Origin of the sequence: Mesorhizobium ciceri WSM4083 (genome assembly GCF_000519305.1) — a bacterium.
In the GTDB taxonomy this organism is placed as follows: Bacteria; Pseudomonadota; Alphaproteobacteria; order Rhizobiales; family Rhizobiaceae; genus Mesorhizobium; species Mesorhizobium ciceri_B.
Genome location: NZ_JAFG01000003.1, coordinates 293206 through 310149 on the forward strand (window position 1 = coordinate 293206; position 16944 = coordinate 310149).

General features: G+C 62.9%; 15 protein-coding genes and 1 pseudogene. 5 read left to right on the forward strand and 11 right to left on the reverse strand.

Features of this window, described 5'->3' with window-relative positions; all coding sequences use genetic code 11:
• Window positions 1–82 precede the first annotated feature (82 nt).
• Window positions 83–874, reverse strand: a complete 792-nt coding sequence (locus MESCI2_RS0101415; RefSeq protein ID WP_027034987.1) for an ABC transporter ATP-binding protein — start codon at window positions 872–874, stop codon at window positions 83–85.
• 142 nt (window positions 875–1016) lie between these two features.
• Here MESCI2_RS0101415 and MESCI2_RS0101420 point away from each other — a divergent pair, with 142 nt between their 5' ends.
• On the forward strand, window positions 1017–1421 hold the full coding sequence (locus MESCI2_RS0101420; protein WP_027034988.1) for a cupin domain-containing protein: 405 nt from the start codon (window positions 1017–1019) through the stop codon (window positions 1419–1421).
• Between the two features lie 328 nt (window positions 1422–1749).
• Here the strand turns inward: MESCI2_RS0101420 and hydA are convergent, their stop codons facing one another.
• The 3 genes from hydA to MESCI2_RS0101435 are packed head-to-tail and all read right to left on the reverse strand — an operon-like array spanning window position 1750 to window position 4906.
• A complete protein-coding gene (gene hydA, locus MESCI2_RS0101425) occupies window positions 1750–3201 on the reverse strand; it encodes a dihydropyrimidinase (protein ID WP_027034989.1) in 1452 nt (483 codons plus the stop codon).
• Between the two features lie 58 nt (window positions 3202–3259).
• Window positions 3260–3652 (reverse strand): hypothetical protein, encoded by a 393-nt coding sequence (locus MESCI2_RS0101430; RefSeq protein ID WP_027034990.1) that lies wholly within the window; start codon window positions 3650–3652, stop codon window positions 3260–3262.
• A gap of 3 nt (window positions 3653–3655) precedes the next feature.
• Window positions 3656–4906 (reverse strand): Zn-dependent hydrolase, encoded by a 1251-nt coding sequence (locus MESCI2_RS0101435; RefSeq protein WP_027034991.1) that lies wholly within the window; start codon window positions 4904–4906, stop codon window positions 3656–3658.
• Window positions 4907–5027: 121 nt separating this feature from the next.
• Here MESCI2_RS0101435 and MESCI2_RS0101440 point away from each other — a divergent pair, with 121 nt between their 5' ends.
• Window positions 5028–5666 carry a TetR/AcrR family transcriptional regulator gene (locus tag MESCI2_RS0101440; protein ID WP_013530908.1) on the forward strand — a complete coding sequence of 213 codons (639 nt, stop codon included), beginning with the start codon at window positions 5028–5030 and terminating at the stop codon, window positions 5664–5666.
• A gap of 112 nt (window positions 5667–5778) precedes the next feature.
• Here the strand turns inward: MESCI2_RS0101440 and MESCI2_RS0101445 are convergent, their stop codons facing one another.
• On the reverse strand, window positions 5779–7107 hold the full coding sequence (locus MESCI2_RS0101445) for an aspartate aminotransferase family protein (protein ID WP_027034992.1): 1329 nt from the start codon (window positions 7105–7107) through the stop codon (window positions 5779–5781).
• A gap of 241 nt (window positions 7108–7348) precedes the next feature.
• Here MESCI2_RS0101445 and MESCI2_RS0101450 point away from each other — a divergent pair, with 241 nt between their 5' ends.
• Window positions 7349–7984, forward strand: coding sequence for a TetR family transcriptional regulator C-terminal domain-containing protein (locus tag MESCI2_RS0101450; RefSeq protein ID WP_027034993.1), 636 nt, complete (start codon window positions 7349–7351; stop codon window positions 7982–7984).
• Window positions 7985–7988: 4 nt separating this feature from the next.
• On the opposite strand, the gene MESCI2_RS0101455 is transcribed toward MESCI2_RS0101450, so the two are convergent.
• On the reverse strand, window positions 7989–8876 hold the full coding sequence (locus MESCI2_RS0101455; RefSeq protein WP_027034994.1) for a helix-turn-helix transcriptional regulator: 888 nt from the start codon (window positions 8874–8876) through the stop codon (window positions 7989–7991).
• Window positions 8877–8979: 103 nt separating this feature from the next.
• Here MESCI2_RS0101455 and MESCI2_RS01000000134050 point away from each other — a divergent pair.
• Window positions 8980–9826, forward strand: a pseudogene (locus MESCI2_RS01000000134050) (SDR family NAD(P)-dependent oxidoreductase).
• On the forward strand, window positions 9823–10545 hold the full coding sequence (locus MESCI2_RS0101465) for an SDR family oxidoreductase (RefSeq protein ID WP_027034995.1): 723 nt from the start codon (window positions 9823–9825) through the stop codon (window positions 10543–10545). The pseudogene MESCI2_RS01000000134050 and the gene MESCI2_RS0101465 overlap by 4 nt, the downstream one beginning before the upstream one ends.
• Window positions 10546–10555: 10 nt before the next feature.
• Here MESCI2_RS0101465 and MESCI2_RS0101470 read toward each other — a convergent pair whose 3' ends face one another.
• The 5 genes from MESCI2_RS0101470 to MESCI2_RS0101490 all read right to left on the reverse strand — a co-directional run bounded on the left by MESCI2_RS0101470 (window position 10556) and on the right by MESCI2_RS0101490 (window position 16842).
• Window positions 10556–10804, reverse strand: a complete 249-nt coding sequence (locus tag MESCI2_RS0101470; RefSeq protein WP_027034996.1) for a hypothetical protein — start codon at window positions 10802–10804, stop codon at window positions 10556–10558.
• A 60-nt stretch (window positions 10805–10864) separates the two neighbouring features.
• On the reverse strand, window positions 10865–11647 hold the full coding sequence (gene otsB / locus MESCI2_RS0101475; protein WP_081738556.1) for a trehalose-phosphatase: 783 nt from the start codon (window positions 11645–11647) through the stop codon (window positions 10865–10867).
• Window positions 11644–13425 (reverse strand): alpha,alpha-trehalose-phosphate synthase (UDP-forming), encoded by a 1782-nt coding sequence (locus tag MESCI2_RS0101480; protein WP_027034998.1) that lies wholly within the window; start codon window positions 13423–13425, stop codon window positions 11644–11646. Before MESCI2_RS0101480 ends, otsB begins: the two co-directional genes overlap by 4 nt.
• 142 nt (window positions 13426–13567) lie before the next feature.
• Complete coding sequence (locus MESCI2_RS0101485) at window positions 13568–15730, reverse strand: amylo-alpha-1,6-glucosidase (RefSeq protein ID WP_027034999.1); 2163 nt, start codon at window positions 15728–15730, stop codon at window positions 13568–13570.
• A gap of 50 nt (window positions 15731–15780) precedes the next feature.
• Entirely contained in the window at window positions 15781–16842 is a 1062-nt protein-coding gene (locus tag MESCI2_RS0101490; protein WP_027035000.1) for a glycosyltransferase family 4 protein, read from the reverse strand.
• Window positions 16843–16944 lie beyond the last annotated feature (102 nt).

A 16944-nucleotide genomic window follows, 5' to 3' on the forward strand; every position in this document is an offset into this window, starting at 1 on the left:
CCTAGGGTCTACGCAGGCCGCTTCGCGCCTGCTCCGCCCTAGGATGACGAAGGCGTGGGTGGCCGCTCGCATGCCAAGGCGCTCAATCATCATAACTATGCCCTGCCCGCAGCCCGTCCCGCACGCGCGCTGCGATCGCCAGAAACTCCGGCGTCTCGCGGATGTCGAGTGGCCGCTCTCTCGGCAGCGTCGATTCGATGATGTCGCTGACGCGGCCCGGCCGCGGTGACATGACGACGATGCGCGTCGACAGATAGACGGCCTCCGGAATGGAGTGGGTGACGAAGCAGATGGTCTTGTTGGTGCGTCCCCACAATTCCAGCAACTGCTCATTGAGATGGTCGCGCACGATCTCGTCCAGCGCACCGAACGGCTCGTCCATCAGCAGCAGGTCGGCATCGAAGGCCAGCGCACGGGCAATCGAGGCCCGCTGCTGCATGCCGCCCGAAAGCTGCCAGGGATATTTCTTCTCGAAACCAGAGAGGTTGACGAGGTCGAGCGTGCGCTTGATCCGCTCGCCTTGCTCCGCCCTGGACAGGCCCATGATCTCGAGCGGCAACCCGACATTGCGCTCGATGGTGCGCCACGGAAACAGGGCGGCGGCCTGAAAGACATAGCCATAGGCGCGTTTCTCGCGCGCCTGCTCTGCTGTCATGCCGTTGACGGAAATCGTCCCCGAGGTCGGCTTCTCCAGATCGGCGATGACGCGCAGCAGCGTGGTCTTGCCGCAGCCCGAAGGCCCGATGAAGGAGACGAACTCGCCCTTGCCGATGGTGAGATCGACATTGGACAACGCCTGCACCGGCCCGTCATTGGTCTGGAAGGTCAGTCCGAGTTTGCTTGCCGCGACGACGGCTGGCGAATTCCCCGTCATCGGCCGCCGCCTGCCTGTTTCCGTCCCTGCGGCGGCTGGAATCCGATTGCTTTTATCGCGATGTTGTTTTCCACTTACCCTGTCCCATTTGGCCCTGTCCCACTGACCTTGTCCCACTCGATCGACGCCCGGAGTTTCCCCGATGTCGCCCAAACCGACTTGTCATCTTATCCGCCCTGAAAGCACTTATGAAGGCAAACAGGGATTGACCTATTTCGCCGGCATCGCCGCCGAGACCGTCGGCGCTTCCGGCATCTGCATGCACATGCTCACCATGCCGCCCGGCGCGCGCGCCAAAGCGCATATGCATGAGAGCCACGAGACGGCGATCTATGTGCTCTCCGGCGAAGTCCACACCTGGTATGGCGACCGGCTCGAGCACCATATCGTCGTCAAGGCCGGCGACCTCTTCTACATTCCCGCCGGCGTGCCGCATCTGCCGGCCAATCTGAGCGGCGCCCCGTCTTCGGCCGTCATTGCGCGCACCGATCCCAACGAACAGGAAAGCGTCGTCCTGCTGCCGGAACTGGATGCGCTGGTCGGGTGAGGCCAGCATCGACGGGCTAGGATCCCACCGGTCAATTGCCCGAGGTTTGCGCTGCCCCTCATCGCCCTGCCGGGCACTTCTCCCCGTATAGTGACGGGGAGAAGGACGATTTCGCGGAGGATTTCGCCAATCTCCGACGTTACCAAAAAGGGCGGCGAGGTTGCGTTCATCTCCCTTCTCCCCGTCACTATACGGGGAGAAGGTGCCGGCAGGCGGATGAGGGGCGGCGCCGAGTTCGGCAATTATCGGCACTGCGACACATCCCCAAAGGCGGCGCCGTGTTTGTCGGCAATCATCCGTTTCTTGGAGTTCTTCGAGCCTCGCAAGCTCAAACCCCGGTCGCCGGGATGCCGGTGCGTTCCACCTTGCGCGGTGCGGAGATTTCCTTCCACGTCGACAGCGCCCGGTTGACCGCCGCATTCGGCTCGCGGCCGACGAATTCTCCATGCCCGGGCTCGGCCTTGATTTCGGCCTCCTGGATCGACAGTTCGCCGCGCGAGAACACGAACCGCGGCAGACCGGTCACCTCGAAGCCTTCGAAGACGTTGTAGTCGATCACCGACTGCTGCTTCTTCGAGGTGATCTTCTTCTTCCGCTTCGGATCCCAGACGACGATGTCGGCGTCGGCGCCCTCTACGATGGCGCCCTTCTTCGGATACATGTTGAGGATCTTGGCGATGTTGGTCGAGGTCACCGCGACGAACTCGTTCATCGTCAGCCGGCCGGTGTTGACGCCGGTGGTCCACAGCACCGGCATGCGGTCTTCAAGCCCGCCGGTGCCGTTCGGGATCTTGGTGAAATCGCCGACGCCGTTGCGCTTCTGCTTGGTCGTGAAAGCGCAATGATCGGTCGCCACCACCTGAAGCGAGCCCGCCTGCAGGCCGGCCCACAGCGAGTCCTGGTGCAGTTTGTTGCGGAAGGGCGGGCTCATCACGCGGCGCGCCGCATGATCCCAGTCCTTGTCGAAATACTCGCTCTCGTCCAGCGTCAGGTGCTGGATCAGCGGTTCGCCGAACACCCGCATGCCCTTCTGCCGCGCCCGGCGGATCGCCTCGTGGCTCTGCTCGCAGGAGACATGCACGACATAGAGCGGCACGCCCGCTATGTCGGCGATCATGATGGCGCGGTTGGTCGCCTCGCCTTCCACTTCGGGTGGCCGCGAATAGGCGTGGCCCTCGGGGCCGTTGTTGCCGGCAGCCAGCAGCTTCTGCGACAAGGCGGCAACGACATCGCCATTCTCGGCATGCACCAGCGGCAGCGCGCCGAGATCGGCGCAACGCTGGAACGACGCATACATCTCGTCGTCATCGACCATCAGCGCGCCCTTGTAGGCCATGAAATGCTTGAACGAGGTGATGCCCTTGTCGACGACAGTGGCCATCTCGTCGAACACCTGCTTGCCCCACCAGGTGATCGCCATGTGGAAGGAGTAGTCGCAGGACGCTTTCGAGGTCTTGTTGTCCCACATCTGCAAGGCTTCGAGCAGCGACTGCTGTGGCGCCGGCAGGCAGAAATCGACCACCATGGTGGTGCCGCCGGAGAGCGCGGCGCGGGTGCCGGATTCGAAATCATCGGCCGAATAGGTGCCCATGAACGGCATTTCGAGATGGGTGTGCGGGTCGATGCCGCCCGGCATGATGTAGCAGCCGGTGGCATCGAACTCATGGTCGCCATGCAGGTCCGAACCGATGGCGACGATCTTGCCGTGCTGCATCAGCACATCGGCCTTCCACGTGCGGTCAGCGGTGACGATGGTGCCGTTCTTGATGACTTTGGTCATTTTCTTGTTCCCTTGTTCTAACCGGCGCGACTTCTTCTGATCGCTGCCGTATCAATCTTCACATCGCCAGATAACAACCGACCGCATCACCTCGGACGCCAATCGACACACAGCTCTCTCCCGTTCGATAAACCAGAAGAAATTCTTGCTTCTGAGGTTCGTAGGCCAAAAGGTAACCGTCGCGATCGTCTGTCACCACTGTGCATCTCTCGACAACCGGTGTCTCGCTTTCCATATCCGCGAGGGTGTCGCGGCGATCAACGTCGATCCAGTAGGGCTTCACCAATGCTGCGCGGAATCGAGCAAGGTCAGCTATGACGACGTCTTCGGCTAACGGCACACCCACCAAATCAGTCCGATCCTTCATGAGCGCTGGATAGTCGTATTCGTCGATTTCTTTGCGAATGAATGCGACTAGAGCATCAAAATCCAGATCGTTTTTATCCTCCATAACTCACTCCACGATGACAGCCGTCTCCACCACCGCGTGGAACAAGACATCGGCACCCGCCGAAGCCCATTCCTTGGTGATCTCCTCGGCCTCGTTGTGGCTGAGGCCATCGACGCAGGGGCACATCACCATGGCGGTGGGCGCGACGCGGTTGATCCAGCAGGCGTCGTGGCCGGCGCCGGAGACGATGTTGCGATGCGAATAGCCAAGACGTTCGGCGGCATCACGGATCGCCTTGACGCAGCCGGCATCGAAGGTCACCGGATCGAAAGCGCCGACCTGTTCGATCTCGTAGCGGATGTCGAGTGCATCGCAGATCGTGTCGATGCCTTCGCGGATGCGGCCATCCATCGCGTCCAGCACTTCCTTTTCCGGCGAGCGGATGTCGACGGTGAAGACGGTGCGCCCGGCGATGATGTTGCGCGAATTGGGATAGACCTCCATGTGGCCGACCGCGCCGACGGCATCGGGCTGGTAGTCCATGGCGATCTCGTGCACCAGTTCGATCACCCGCGCCATGCCGAGCCCGGCATTGCGGCGCTTGGGCATCGGCGTCGAGCCGGTATGGGCTTCCTTGCCGGTCAGCGTCACCTGCAGCCATTTAAGGCCCTGGCCATGGGTGACGACACCGATGTCGATATCTTCGTCCTCGAGGATCGGACCCTGTTCGATGTGCAGTTCGAAGAAGGCGTGGATCTTGCGATCGCCTACCTTCTCGCTGCCTTTCCAACCGATACGCTCGAGCTCCTCACCGAATTTCTTGCCCTGCTTGTCGACATGCCCGTACACATCGGCTTGGTCAAGCACGCCGGCAAACACGCCGGACGCCATCATCGCCGGCGCAAAGCGCGAGCCCTCCTCGTTCGTCCAGTTGGTGACGACGATCGGATGTTTGGTCTTGATGCCGAGATCATTGAGCGAGCGCACCACTTCAAGCCCGCCCAGCACGCCGAGCACGCCGTCATACTTGCCGCCGGTCGGCTGCGTATCGAGATGGCTGCCGACATAGACCGGCGGCAGGCTGGGGTCTGTGCCTTCGCGGCGGGCAAACATGGTGCCCATTTCATCGACGCCCATTTCGAGCCCGGCCGCATCGCACCAGCGCTTGAAAAGATGCCGCCCTTCGCCGTCCTCGTCGGTCACGGTCTGGCGATTGTTGCCGCCGGCGACGCCGGGGCCGATCTTCGCCATCTCCATGATGGAATCCCACAAACGGTCTGAATTGATTCGCAGATTTTCGCCGGGTGCGGCCATCTCGAGTTCCCATCTACACCAGGGGTCTTGTCGCCCCTTGAGTGATTTACAGCTTGACCGTATGGTCAGCTTTTAAACTACACAACCTGACCAAGCGGTCAACTAGAATCTTGGGGTAGACATGGCAGAACCCACCCGCCCCATGCGGCGACAGGAGATCCGACGAGAGAATGAAAAAACCATTCTCGTCGCTGCCGAGAAGGTGTTTGCGGAGGCGGGGTTCGGCGGCGCCACGATGCAGTTGATCGCGGATCTGGCGGGACTGCCAAAGGCAAATCTCCACTACTATTTCGCCACCAAGGAAGAGCTTTACCGGTCGGTCGTTCAAAACATCTTTGAAATCTGGCTACAGGCGGCCAATTGCTTCGACGCGGCGCGCGGCCCCATAGACGGCATCAGTGCCTATATCGACGCCAAGATGGAAATATCACGCCGCCATCCTGACGGCTCGAAGGTCTGGGCCTCTGAAGTGATGCACGGGGCGCCGGTGCTTCAGGACTATATGGAATCGACGCTGCGCGAATGGACCGACGGCCGCGTCGAGATCATCAGGCGCTGGATCGAGGAAGCCAAGATGGATCCGGTGGATCCGCGCCATCTGCTCTATATGCTTTGGGCCACGACCCAGCACTACGCCGATTTCGGTCACCAGATCGAGACGCTCAATGGCGGCAAGCCGCTGTCCGACCGGCAATGGCGGGAAGCCAAGGAAAATATCAAGCGGGTGATCCTGACCGGGATCGGCGCGTTGCCCGCCTGACTGTAACCGTTCGTTGCAGCAAAGATCAGGTCGGCGCGCTGCCGCACCGACCCCACCCGACCGCTTCGCGGCGACCCTCTCCTCCAGGGCGAGGGATATCCGTGTCAGTCCGTCAATCGATGGACCTCAGCACTTCGCGCACATGGTCGATCAATTCGTTGATCTGGCCCTTGGTGATGATCAGCGGCGGCGACAGCGCGATGATGTCGCCGGTGGTGCGGATCAGCGCGCCGCGCTCGAACGCCTTGACGAAGGCCGAGAAGGCCCGTTTGGTCGGCTGACCGGCGATCGGCGCCAGCTCGATCGCACCGATCAGGCCGATGTTCCTGATATCGATGACGTTCGGCTCCCCCTTCAGCGAATGCAGCGCGTCTTCCCAGTACGGCGCCAGTTCCTCGCCACGGGTCAGCAGGCCCTCTTCCTTGTAGGTGTCGAGCGTGCCGAGTGCGGCCGCGCAGGCGATCGGGTTGCCCGAATAGGTGTAGCCGTGGAAGAACTCGATCATGTGCTCGGGGCCGGTCATGAAGGCGTCGTGGATCTCCTTCTTCACAAACACCGCGCCCATGGGGACGACGCCGTTGGAGACGCCCTTGGCGGTGGTCATGATGTCGGGCGTCACACCGAAATAATCGGCGGCGAAAGGCTTGCCGAGACGGCCGAAACCGGTGATGACCTCGTCGAAGATCAACAGGATGCCGTGCTTGGTGCAGATTTCACGCAGCTTCTCGAGATAGCCCTTCGGCGGCAGGATGACGCCGGTGGAGCCTGCGACCGGTTCGACGATGACGGCGGCGATGGTCGAAGCGTCATGCAGGGCGACGATGCGCTCCAGTTCGTTGGCAAGTTCCGCGCCATACTCCGGGACGCCCTTGGTGAAGGCGTTCTTTTCCGGCAGATGCGTGTGCGGCATATGGTCGACGCCGCCGAGCAGCGTGCCGAACATCTTGCGGTTGGTGACGATGCCGCCGACCGAGATGCCGCCGAAATTGACGCCGTGATAGCCGCGCTCGCGGCCGATCAGCCGGGTGCGCGAGCCCTCGCCCTTCACACGATGGTAGGCGATCGCCATCTTGAGCGCCGTCTCGACCGATTCCGAGCCGGAATTGGTGAAGAAGACATGGTCCATGCCCTTGGGCGCCAGGTCGACCAGGCGGTTGGCCAGTTCGAAGACGATCGGATGGCCCATCTGGAAGGCGGGCGCATAGTCGAGCTCGGCGGCCTGGTGCTGGATCGCCTCGGTGATCTTCGGCCGGCAGTGGCCGGCATTGACGCACCACAGGCCGGCGGTGCCGTCGAGAACCTTGCGGCCGTCGCTGGTCGTGTAATGCATGTCCTTGGCCGACACCATCATGCGCGGCGCCTGCTTGAACTGCCGGTTTGCCGTGAACGGCATCCAGAATGCGCTGAGATCGTTCGGCGTGACTTTCAGCCGGTTGGACATGACCAGGACTTCCCCTTGTAAACTGTTTCGCTGCGCCCAACGCTTGGTCTTTGCCGCGTTTTCATGCTACGCAAATTTTTGACCGATTGGACAAACGTTAGCACCGCCCTGTCGGCGGTCAAGGATTACTAGCGGAAATGCGGCACCTGAAGTGCGTTCCACAGGCTAGGGAAAAACTGGTCCAGAGAATTGGTCCAGATGACCTTGAATCCCAGGTTTGGCAACACGAGGGCTTGCAACGGTGACCATCGGCACGGACGCCCCTCGCCGCACCCGCATCCAGCAGGAAAAGCGCGAACTCATCCTGGAGGCGGCGCTTGAGGTCTTCTCGACCAACGGCTTTCGCGGCTCGACCATCGACCAGATCGCCGAAGCCGCCGGCATGTCGAAGCCGAACCTGCTCTATTATTTCCGCCGCAAGGAGGACATCCACGAAACGCTGATGCAGCGCCTGCTCGACACCTGGCTGGCGCCGCTGCGCGAACTCGATGACATTGGCGATCCCCTCACCGAATTGCGCAGCTACATCAGGCGCAAGCTGGAGATGGCGCGCGATTTTCCGCGCGAGAGCCGGCTGTTCGCCAACGAGATCCTGCAAGGCGCGCCGCGCATTATGCCGCTGCTGGCCGGAGAGTTGAAGACGCTGGTCGACGAGAAGGCGACCGTCATCAAGGGCTGGATGCGCGCCGGCAAGATCGCCAAGACCGATCCGTGGCACCTGATCTTCTCGATCTGGGCGACGACGCAGCATTATGCCGATTTCGACGTCCAGGTCCGCGCCGTGCTCGGACCGAACCGCGGCGGCGACGGCCGCTTCGAGGATGCGGCCCGCTTCCTGGAACAACTGTTTCTTGATGGGCTCAAGCCGAAGACCTGACGCCTCAGGCTCTGCGCCGCTCGGCCGGCAAGGCGTCCAGCAATGCCTGCAGCTTGGCGATCGAATTCTGCTCGGCGAGCGGCGTGTAGACGATCAGCTTCATGTCCGAGCCGTCGCCGATCGACAGGCTCATATGCTCGAAGGTCATGGCGCCCGCGCTCGGGTGCCGGACATGCTTCACCCCCGACAATCGGTGCGCGACGTCGCGCTGCGGCCACCAGGCACGAAATTCGGGGCTCGAACGCGTCATCAACTCGATCAGCCGCTCGAAATCCGGATCGCCGACATAGCGGGCGCTCGCCGCCCGAAACGAGGCCAGCACGGTGCGCGCCAGTTGCTCCCAGTCGACCAGCAGGCGCCGGTGGTGCGGGCTCGTGAACACCATGTGGACGATGTTGCGGGCATCCCCTTCCAGCAGGCCATAGTCGCCGAACACCGCCACCGCCGCCGGGTTCCAGGCCAGCACGTCCCAGCGCCGCCCGACCACATAGGCCGGCTGCAGCACCAGGCTCTGCAGCATGTGCAGCAAGGGGCCATCGACCTTTTCCGGCGCCACGGCACGGCGCTCAGGCTGCTGGCGGTTAGCGAGGATGAACAGATGCTGTTTTTCGGCCGCGTCGAGGCGCAGTGCTTCGGCAAGTGCCGTCAGCACCTCGACCGAGGGCCTGACCTCCCGCCCCTGCTCCAGCCATGTGTACCAGGTCGTGCCGACACCGGCGATCATCGCCACCTCCTCGCGCCGCAAGCCGGGCGTACGCCGCCTGAGACCAGCGGCGATGCCGGTGGCCGAGGGCGTCAGCCTTTCGCGGCGCGAGCGCAGGAAGGCGCCGAGTTCGCGCCGGCGGCTGTCTTCAGCCGAATGTGTGGGGGCCGCGTGGGGTTGGGACTCCATGCACGTATTATAGCAGTATTGATACCAGGATAAAGTTTGAACTGTTTGGCCCGCGCCAACTGCCCCATCTTCCGTTCAGAGCAACAGAACGGAGGCTCTGAACATGGAACTCAAAGACAAGACAATCCTCATCACCGGCTCGACCGATAGAGTCGGCCGCGTCGTCGCGCAACGGCTCGGCGCCGCGGGCGCCCGTGTGCTGGTGCATGGCCGCGATGCAACGCGCGGCAAGGCTGTTGTCACCGAGATCGAAGCCGCCGGCGGCAAGGCGGAGCTTCTGGTCGCCGACCTCTCTTCGCTGGCCGAAGTGCGCCGCCTAGCCGAGGCGGTGCGCGCCAGGACGGACCGGCTCGACATCCTCATCAACAATGCCGGCATCGGCACGGCAGGCCAGGGCGCCAAAAGGCAGGTCAGCGCCGACGGCTATGAGCTGCGCTTCGCCGTCAATTATCTCGCCGGTTTCCTGCTCACCAGCGAGCTTTTGCCATTGCTGAAGGCGAGCATGCCGGCCCGCATCGTCAATGTCGCCTCTGCGGGGCAGCAGGCGATCGATTTCAGCGATGTCATGCTGACCCGCTCCTATGACGGCGTGCGTGCCTATTGCCAGAGCAAGCTGGCGCAAATCCTGTTCACCGTCGATTTGGCCGAGCAGTTGAAAGGCACCGGCGTCACCGTCAACGCGCTGCCACCCGGCGAGCTACATGAACACCACCATGGTCCGGCAGGCAGGCGTAACGCCGTGGAGCTCGGTCGAGACCGGCGCCGACGCTATCCTCAACCTCGCCACTTCGACCGCGCTCGACGGAAAAGGCGGCCTCTATTTCGATGGCCTGCAGGAATCCCGTGCCGACGCTCAGGCCTATGACGCCAAGGCAAGGCAACAGCTGCGAGCCTTGAGCCTTGATCTCATCGGTACGGCCTCACCCACATCGAAGGAAGACCATTCATGACCAAGACAATCGAACACACCGTCATCATCGGCGGCTCGTCCGGCATCGGCCTGGCGACAGCGCGCAAGCTGCTTGGCTCGGGCATGAAGGTGACCATCACCGGGCGCAACGAGGAGAAACTGAAGAGCGCTTGGAAAAGCCTTGGCGGGGCTGCCGGGAAGGCTGCTTTCGACGCCGCGAAGCCGGATGAGGTCCGCCAGTTCTTCGAGAGCCTCGGTCCTTTCGACCATCTGGTGCTGGCGGCCAGCGGCGGCAGGGGCCTTGGCCCCTTCCCGACACTTGACCTCAGCGACATCGGCAGTGGCGTCGAGGAAAAGGTTCGCCCACAGCTGTCCTGCCTGCAGGCGGCCCTGCCGACGCTGAACAAGGCCGGATCGGTGACCTTCATCTCCGCGGTCTCGGCGCAGCTCGCGACGCCCGGCGTCGCCGGTATCGCTGCCATCAACGGCATGCTGTTGACCGTGGTGCCGATCCTGGCCCTGGAACTGAAACCGCTCCGCGTCAATGTCGTGGCGCCCGGCGTCATCGACACGCCCTGGTGGGATTTTCTGGCCGAGGATCAGAAGCAAACGATCTTTGCCGACTATGCCGGCAAGACCCCGGTCGGCCGCGTCGGCCGGGCCGAAGACGTGGCCGACGCAATCGCCTTCCTCGTCTCCAACGGCTTCATGACCGGCCAGGTGCTGACCTGCGACGGCGGCCTGCGATTTGCGGCGTAGGACAGGAGCGTCAATTGGCCTTCTTTGGAACGTGGTCGTTCTCGTCCGCCGGCCTGTCGCCTGCCGGTTTTGCCGAAAGAGGCTTTGCCGGAACATGGGAGTAGTCGGATGTATCCGCCCCATACATCTTGTTGTCGATCGCTTCTTGCCAGCTGAAATCCGCGTCGGACGGTGAAACGTCGGCAATCTCATGGCGGGAGGAGCGAGAGTGCAGCCAGTTCGGAGTGATCTCTCGAACCAATTGTGCAAAGCGTCCCATCGAAACCGTTCCTTTCCTTGTCCTTTCCAGGACGCGCGATCGCGGTTGCGTCAGTTGGACCTAAAGTTGACCTCTCAGCCAGGCCAGCGTCTCGGCGACGCCGGCCAGCCCGTACCGCGCGGTGGTTTGCGCCGGGGGCTTGACCCGGATCGATATGCCGCCGGCGTCATTGACGGTTTCGAAGCCGTTTTCATCCGACGTGTCGTCGCCCAGGAAGACCGGGCGGCGACCTGCGAATGGCGCAATCTCCATGAAACGCCGGATCGCGGCGCCCTTGGCGGCCTCCAGCGGCAGCAATTCCACGCCGGCATTGCCGGGAACCACCCGGTAGCCCTTTGGCAGGCTGGCCAGCGCCTGCTCGACAAGCTGCGTCGCGCGGGGAAGCAGATGCGGGGCGGCGCGCGTGTGGATGGCCAGCACCCGCCCTTTGCGCTCGATATAGGCCCCACGACCGAGCTCGGCCTCGATCTCGTCGGCAAGGGCCGCGATATCCGCCGGCTCGTCCGCGACTTCGACGTCGTCGCCCGGCAGAAGCCGGTGCTCCAATCCATAGAGCCCGGCGGCGCGCAGTTTCAAAGGCTGAAACAGATGGTCGACGGCCGCAACGGACCGGCCCGTGATGAACGCCACCGCCCCGTTCAGCTTGCGGTCCAGGCCTTGCAGCAAGGAGCGAAGCTCGTCGCTGACCGAGACGGCGTCCGGGTGCTCGGCATGTTCCAGCAGCGTGCCATCAATGTCGAGAAACAATGCCCATTCGCCGGCCAGCACAGGCTGCGGTTTCTCCATGACGGCCGGCGGCTTTTGCAGGGTCTCGCCAACCATCTTCTGCAGCGCATCGCTCATGACATCGCCATCCGTCTGCGCTCAAAGATGGAGACGACATTGTCGACTCTGGGCGGCGGGTCGCCGATGGCACCGGTTACCCGATCGAGGTCTCCGCGCTTGCGCAAACGCGCCGCATCCAGAAGCATGCTGCCGGCCCAGCGATAGACGTTGTTGTTGCGGATCGTCTCGCGCATGGGGCGCATGCGCTCGCGCTGTTCTTCGGGCGACATGGTCAGTGCCTGCAACAGCGCTCCGCTCATCATGGCGGCATCGTAAGGGTTGACGATCAGCGCCTCCAGCAATTCGCGCGAGGCGCCGGCGAATGTGCTGAGCATCAAAACGCCCTGCTCGTCGTCGCGCGCGGCGACGAATTCCTTTGCGACGAGGTTCATGCCGTCATGCAGGCTGGTGACCATGCATATGTCGGCGGCCCGATAGATCTCGTACACCTGGTCCTGCGAATGATGTTCGGCCACCATGATCACCGGCCTGTAACCCTCGCTGCCATAACGCCGGTTGAGCTCTTCGGCATAACGGTGGCACTCGTCATGGAGCAATTTGTAGGCCGGCAGCGTGCCGCGGCTGGGTGCCGCGACCTGCAGGAAGACCAGTTTTCCGATCCATTCAGGCTGTCGCTTGAACAATTCGTTCAAAGCGTGAAACCGATCAAGAATGCCCTTGGTGTAATCGAGGCGCTCGACCCCAACGGCCAGCTTCACATCCGCTTTAAGGCCGAACCTCTCGCGCATGCGAGCGCGGCAATCGTCGACAGCAGGAAGTTTCGCCAGCAAGTCCGCCGGCCATTCGATCGAGATCGGATAGGCGTGCACCAATGTGGTCCGTCCGCCGTAGGAGATGGCCGCATCGGCCCGCTCGATACGGCTTTCCAGGAAGCGATCGACGCTTTCGGTGAAATTGTTGGCATGGAACTGGGTGTGGAAGCCGATGATCGAACTGCCGAGCAGCCCCTCGAGGATGCGTTCACGCCAGGGACAGATGCTGTACACTTCCGAATTCGGCCACGGGATGTGCCAGAAAGTGATGACGATCGCCTCCGGCAGGCGCTCGCGGATCATGCGCGGCAGCAGCGCGAAATGGTAATCCTGGACCAGCACGATCGGCCGCTCGTTGCGGGCCTCGGCAACCACCGTATCGGCAAACTTCCGGTTGACGGCTTCATAGGCAGCCCAGTCGGAGGCGCGAAAAATCGGCCGGGTGAAGGCGATATGGCAAAGCGGCCAAAGGCCCTCATTGGCGAAACCGAGATAATAGCCCTGGTGCTCTTCCTCCGTCAGCCAGACCCGGCGCAACGTATAGGACGGATTGCCAGGCGGCACCTGCACACGGTCATGGTCGTCGACGGTGAGGCGGTCCGCCGTCCCGCCGCCATAGGCGATCCAGGTTCCGGCACAGGCGCGGGTGATCGGCTCGAGCGCCGACACCAGCCCGCTTGCCGGGACGAGCAGTTCGACACCGTCGTCTTTTACATTGTGGATGTACGGCTCGCGATTGGACACCACGATGACCTGCGCATCGGGCAGATCGTCGGCCAGGATCTTGCGCAATGTTTCGGGCGACCACGTCACCAGCGCGGCATCAGCCGATTGGCCATTCTTTTCGAACTCCCGTATGACCTTGCGCGCGGCTTCCGCGGCCACATCTTCCCCTGCCGTATGTGCGACCGCGGGAGGATGGCGGCGACGGTGCCGCGATATGGAAAGGAAAACGGCAAGAGCGGAAAAACCGAGGCTCGCGAAGATCAGAACCCAGAGCAGGTCCGCACCGTAGTTTGTCATTGAACGTCAACTCACCCCGGCCGTCGGCGACCGTTTGTTCGTGTTTCCTATTTGAAATGGTCCGCCGACCACGTGGTCGGCGTTCGGACCTTTGTTTTTGCAACGCACAAAGCTCGGATCGGTTCCGCCAATTTTGTCCAGATCATGTCCTTACGATGAGCGGCACCAGCCCCTCATGGCGATCGGCAAGGAAAGCGACGACCCGGTCGCCGACGCGCTGGAAGGTGAGATCGACGACCCGGTCGCCGACTCCCAGGTGCCGCAGTGTCAGCGTGTCGATGCCGATTGGCAGCCTGGGACGGCCAACGCGAATCTCACCCTCCCAGCCGTCGATCTCCAGGCCAAGGCAGGCCTGCATCAGCATGAAAGCGGAGCCGGCCGACCACGCTTGCGGCAGGCAGGCGACGGGATAGGCGATGGGTGCTTCGCCCGGCGCGCGGGTAAAACCGCAGAACAGTTCGGGCAGCCGCATGTTGAAATGGACCGCGGATTCGAATGTTCCGCTCATCAGGCGAACCACGCTTTCACGCTCGCCATAACGCGCTAGGCCGGCACCGCACAGGGCGGTGTCGTGCGGCCAGATCGAACCATTGTGGTACGACATCGGATTGAAGAACACGGCATCGTCGGCAAGCGTCCGCAGTCCCCAGCCGGAATGGAAGGAGGCGGAAAGCAGCTGGTCGGCGACCATCTGGGCCCGCGCCGGCTCAGGCAATCCGACAAAGAGCAGATGCCCGGCATTCGAGGTCCGCACCTTGCAGGGCTCGCCGGCACCGTCGATCGCCAGCGCATAGAAGCCGAGATCATCAAGCCAGAAATCGCGTTCCACCGCCACCCGCATCGCCTCGGCGCGGTCCTCCCAGTGATCGGCTTTGTCGTCCTCGCCACGGCGGCGGGCAAGCTTGGCCAGCCCGCGGAAGGCGGCAAAGACATAGCCCTGCACTTCGACCAGGGCGATCGGGCCCTTGGGAATGCGGCCATCGGCATGGAAGACCGAATCGAAACTGTCCTTCCATCCCTGGTTTGCGAGGCCGGACTCGGCCGCTCGCTGGTAAGTCACGAATCCGGTCTCCCGGCCCGCCTCCTCCGTCCATTCGGCCGCCGCGCACAGCGACGGCCAAAGTCCATCGATGAACGCCATGTCACCGGTCCGATCGGCGTAGGCGCAAGCAAGGTAGATGTAGAGCGGTGTCGTATCGACGCCACCGTAGTAGCGGCCGAAGGGAAGCTCACGCAGCGCCACCATTTCGCCCTTGCGGGTCTCGTGCATGATCTTGCCCGGCTGCGAATCGCTGAACGGCGATGTCTCGGTCGCCTGGTGCTGGGCCAGAAAGGCCAACACGCCCCGCGCCAGGCCCGGATTGAGCCACAGCATCTGCAGTGCCGAGATGACGCCGTCACGACCGAACGCCGTCGAGAACCAGGGGATGCCGGCATAGGGATAGGGGCCGGTCGCCAGTTCGGTGGTCAGCAGCGCGACATCGGCGCGGGCGCGCTCGACCCAGTCGTTGAAGACACGGCCCGAGCTGCGCACCGTCGCGCCATGACGACGTTTGGCCCGCATGCCAAAGCGGGCGCGTGCGGCAGCGGCGCGGAACCGGTCGCGGTCGGGCTTGTCGGCCACCTCGGGACCGACCTCGACATAGAGCACCTTCCTGCTGCGCTTGGTCACGGCGATCAGGAAATCGGCACGATTGGCACTCAGTTGGTCCGGCGCCTGCGAGAACGATATCGCCGAGAGACGGGCCAGGCCATCGAGCCCGTCATAGCGCAGCAGGACCGACGTCGCGTCTGTTTCGGCGGCATGGGCCAGCCCGCGCTTCAGCCGTGTCGAGCCACGCACTTCGAACATGTCGCGGAAATCGGCGGAATAGTGCAGGGAAACGCTGATCGTCGAGTGTTCCCGGCTGTAATTGGAAAGGGTGATGCGTTCAAACAGCCTGTCCTGCCAAAGCAGCCTGACGCGTTCGATGTGAATGGCTCCCTGCGGGATGTCGCGTCCACCAGCGCTCTGTATCGGCAGATTGGTCAAATTGGTGGTGAACAGCACATTGTCCTGGCTGAGCGAGGCGCCGAGCAGCGATGTCTGCCTGCCGCCGACGGTCAGCCGGAACTCGGAAAGAACCCGTGTGTCGTCGCGAAAGAAACCGTCGCCGGCTCCGCGTATGTCGCCATAGGCGTCGGCAACCGCAAAGCAATCGCCCTGCTTGAGCGCAAACAACCGATGCGGCTCGCGAGGGGCGGTGGCGTCGAGCGATGCAAGCGCAACCGCAGGATCGAGCTGGCGCTCATCGAGTTGGGCCATTCGTCAAAGATCCCTGTTGTTTCGTTGTCGTGGCTCGAGCACGTCGCCGCTCAAGACGCCTTCGCGGCGCTCGGGATGCCGATGAGGTGCGCATAGGCGGCCAGATAGTCACCGGCCATTCTTCGGGCGGAAAAGCGCTTTTCGAAAACGGCCCTCACCTTGCGCCTATCGAGCTGCAGCAAATCAGGCACCGCGGCGACTGCTCCGTCCATTGTGTCAGCGATAAAACCGGTCACGCCTTGATCGATGATCTCGGGCAGCGCACCGCAATTCCAGGCGATCACCGGCGTGCCGCAGGCCATGGCCTCGATGGCAGCGAGCCCGAACGGCTCCGGCCAATCGATCGGGAACAGCAGGCCAGCCGCCTTGCCGAGAAATTCCGCCTTCTGGTCCTCCTCGATCTCACCGACATAGACGACGCGATCGCCGTCGATCAACGGTTCGACCACCTCGTGGAAATAGGCGCGATCGTCGTCGCCGATCTTTGCCGCAAGCTTCAGCCTCAGCCCCGACCGCAAGGCGATCTCAATGGCGCGATCCGGGCGCTTGTCGCGTGAGAACCGGCCGAGGAAGGCAAGGTAGGGTTCTTCCACCGTCGTCTCGAACGTCGGTTCGTAGAGAGCGGTCGGCAGTCCGTGATGGATCGTCGCCAGCCAGTTGGCCTTGGCAAGGCCCGCCTTCTGGCTATGCGAAATGGAAATCAGGGGAAAGCGCGGGAACCGTTCATAGGCCGGCGCCAGGTCGACATAGTCCAGCCTGCCATGCGGCGTCGTCACCGTGCGGTCGGCGAGATCCTCGAAGAAGGAAAAGTGCAGGAAGTGGCTGAGGTGGAAGTGGATGACATCGAACTCCGGCGCCCGGTCCCTCACCTGCGAAAGCATCGAAAGATGCGCCGCGATCTCGGATTTGAGCGGACGCGGATCGAGGCGCAGCGCGCGTTCCCGGCTGGGTACCAGCGTCGCGGAAGTCTGGCTGTCGCCACTGGCGAACAGCGTCACCTCGTGGCCAAGATCGACCAGCGCTTCGGTTAGATACGAGACAATACGCTCGGTGCCGCCATAGAGCCTTGGCGGCACCGATTCATAAAGCGGCGCGACATGGGCGATTTTCATATTCCATCCTGGATGCTGGGCATGCAGGTGTGAAATGCGTCAACGCCTCGATTGGTTCCGATTTTATGGTCGAGCCGTCGGCACCAGAGGCCGCAGTCGGCA

Coding starts and splice junctions, on each gene's coding strand:
- MESCI2_RS0101445 (WP_027034992.1), bottom strand. CDS start 7,107: ATGTCCAACCGGCTGAAAGTCACGCCGAACGATCTCAGCGCATTCTGG.
- MESCI2_RS0101470 (WP_027034996.1), bottom strand. CDS start 10,804: ATGGGACGCTTTGCACAATTGGTTCGAGAGATCACTCCGAACTGGCTG.
- MESCI2_RS0101490 (WP_027035000.1), bottom strand. CDS start 16,842: ATGAAAATCGCCCATGTCGCGCCGCTTTATGAATCGGTGCCGCCAAGG.
- MESCI2_RS0101430 (WP_027034990.1), bottom strand. CDS start 3,652: ATGGAGGATAAAAACGATCTGGATTTTGATGCTCTAGTCGCATTCATT.
- hydA (WP_027034989.1), bottom strand. CDS start 3,201: ATGACCAAAGTCATCAAGAACGGCACCATCGTCACCGCTGACCGCACG.
- MESCI2_RS0101485 (WP_027034999.1), bottom strand. CDS start 15,730: ATGGCCCAACTCGATGAGCGCCAGCTCGATCCTGCGGTTGCGCTTGCA.
- MESCI2_RS0101420 (WP_027034988.1), top strand. CDS start 1,017: ATGTCGCCCAAACCGACTTGTCATCTTATCCGCCCTGAAAGCACTTAT.
- MESCI2_RS0101415 (WP_027034987.1), bottom strand. CDS start 874: ATGACGGGGAATTCGCCAGCCGTCGTCGCGGCAAGCAAACTCGGACTG.
- otsB (WP_081738556.1), bottom strand. CDS start 11,647: ATGAGCGATGCGCTGCAGAAGATGGTTGGCGAGACCCTGCAAAAGCCG.
- MESCI2_RS0101455 (WP_027034994.1), bottom strand. CDS start 8,876: ATGGAGTCCCAACCCCACGCGGCCCCCACACATTCGGCTGAAGACAGC.
- MESCI2_RS0101440 (WP_013530908.1), top strand. CDS start 5,028: ATGGCAGAACCCACCCGCCCCATGCGGCGACAGGAGATCCGACGAGAG.
- MESCI2_RS0101465 (WP_027034995.1), top strand. CDS start 9,823: ATGACCAAGACAATCGAACACACCGTCATCATCGGCGGCTCGTCCGGC.
- MESCI2_RS0101480 (WP_027034998.1), bottom strand. CDS start 13,425: ATGACAAACTACGGTGCGGACCTGCTCTGGGTTCTGATCTTCGCGAGC.
- MESCI2_RS0101435 (WP_027034991.1), bottom strand. CDS start 4,906: ATGGCCGCACCCGGCGAAAATCTGCGAATCAATTCAGACCGTTTGTGG.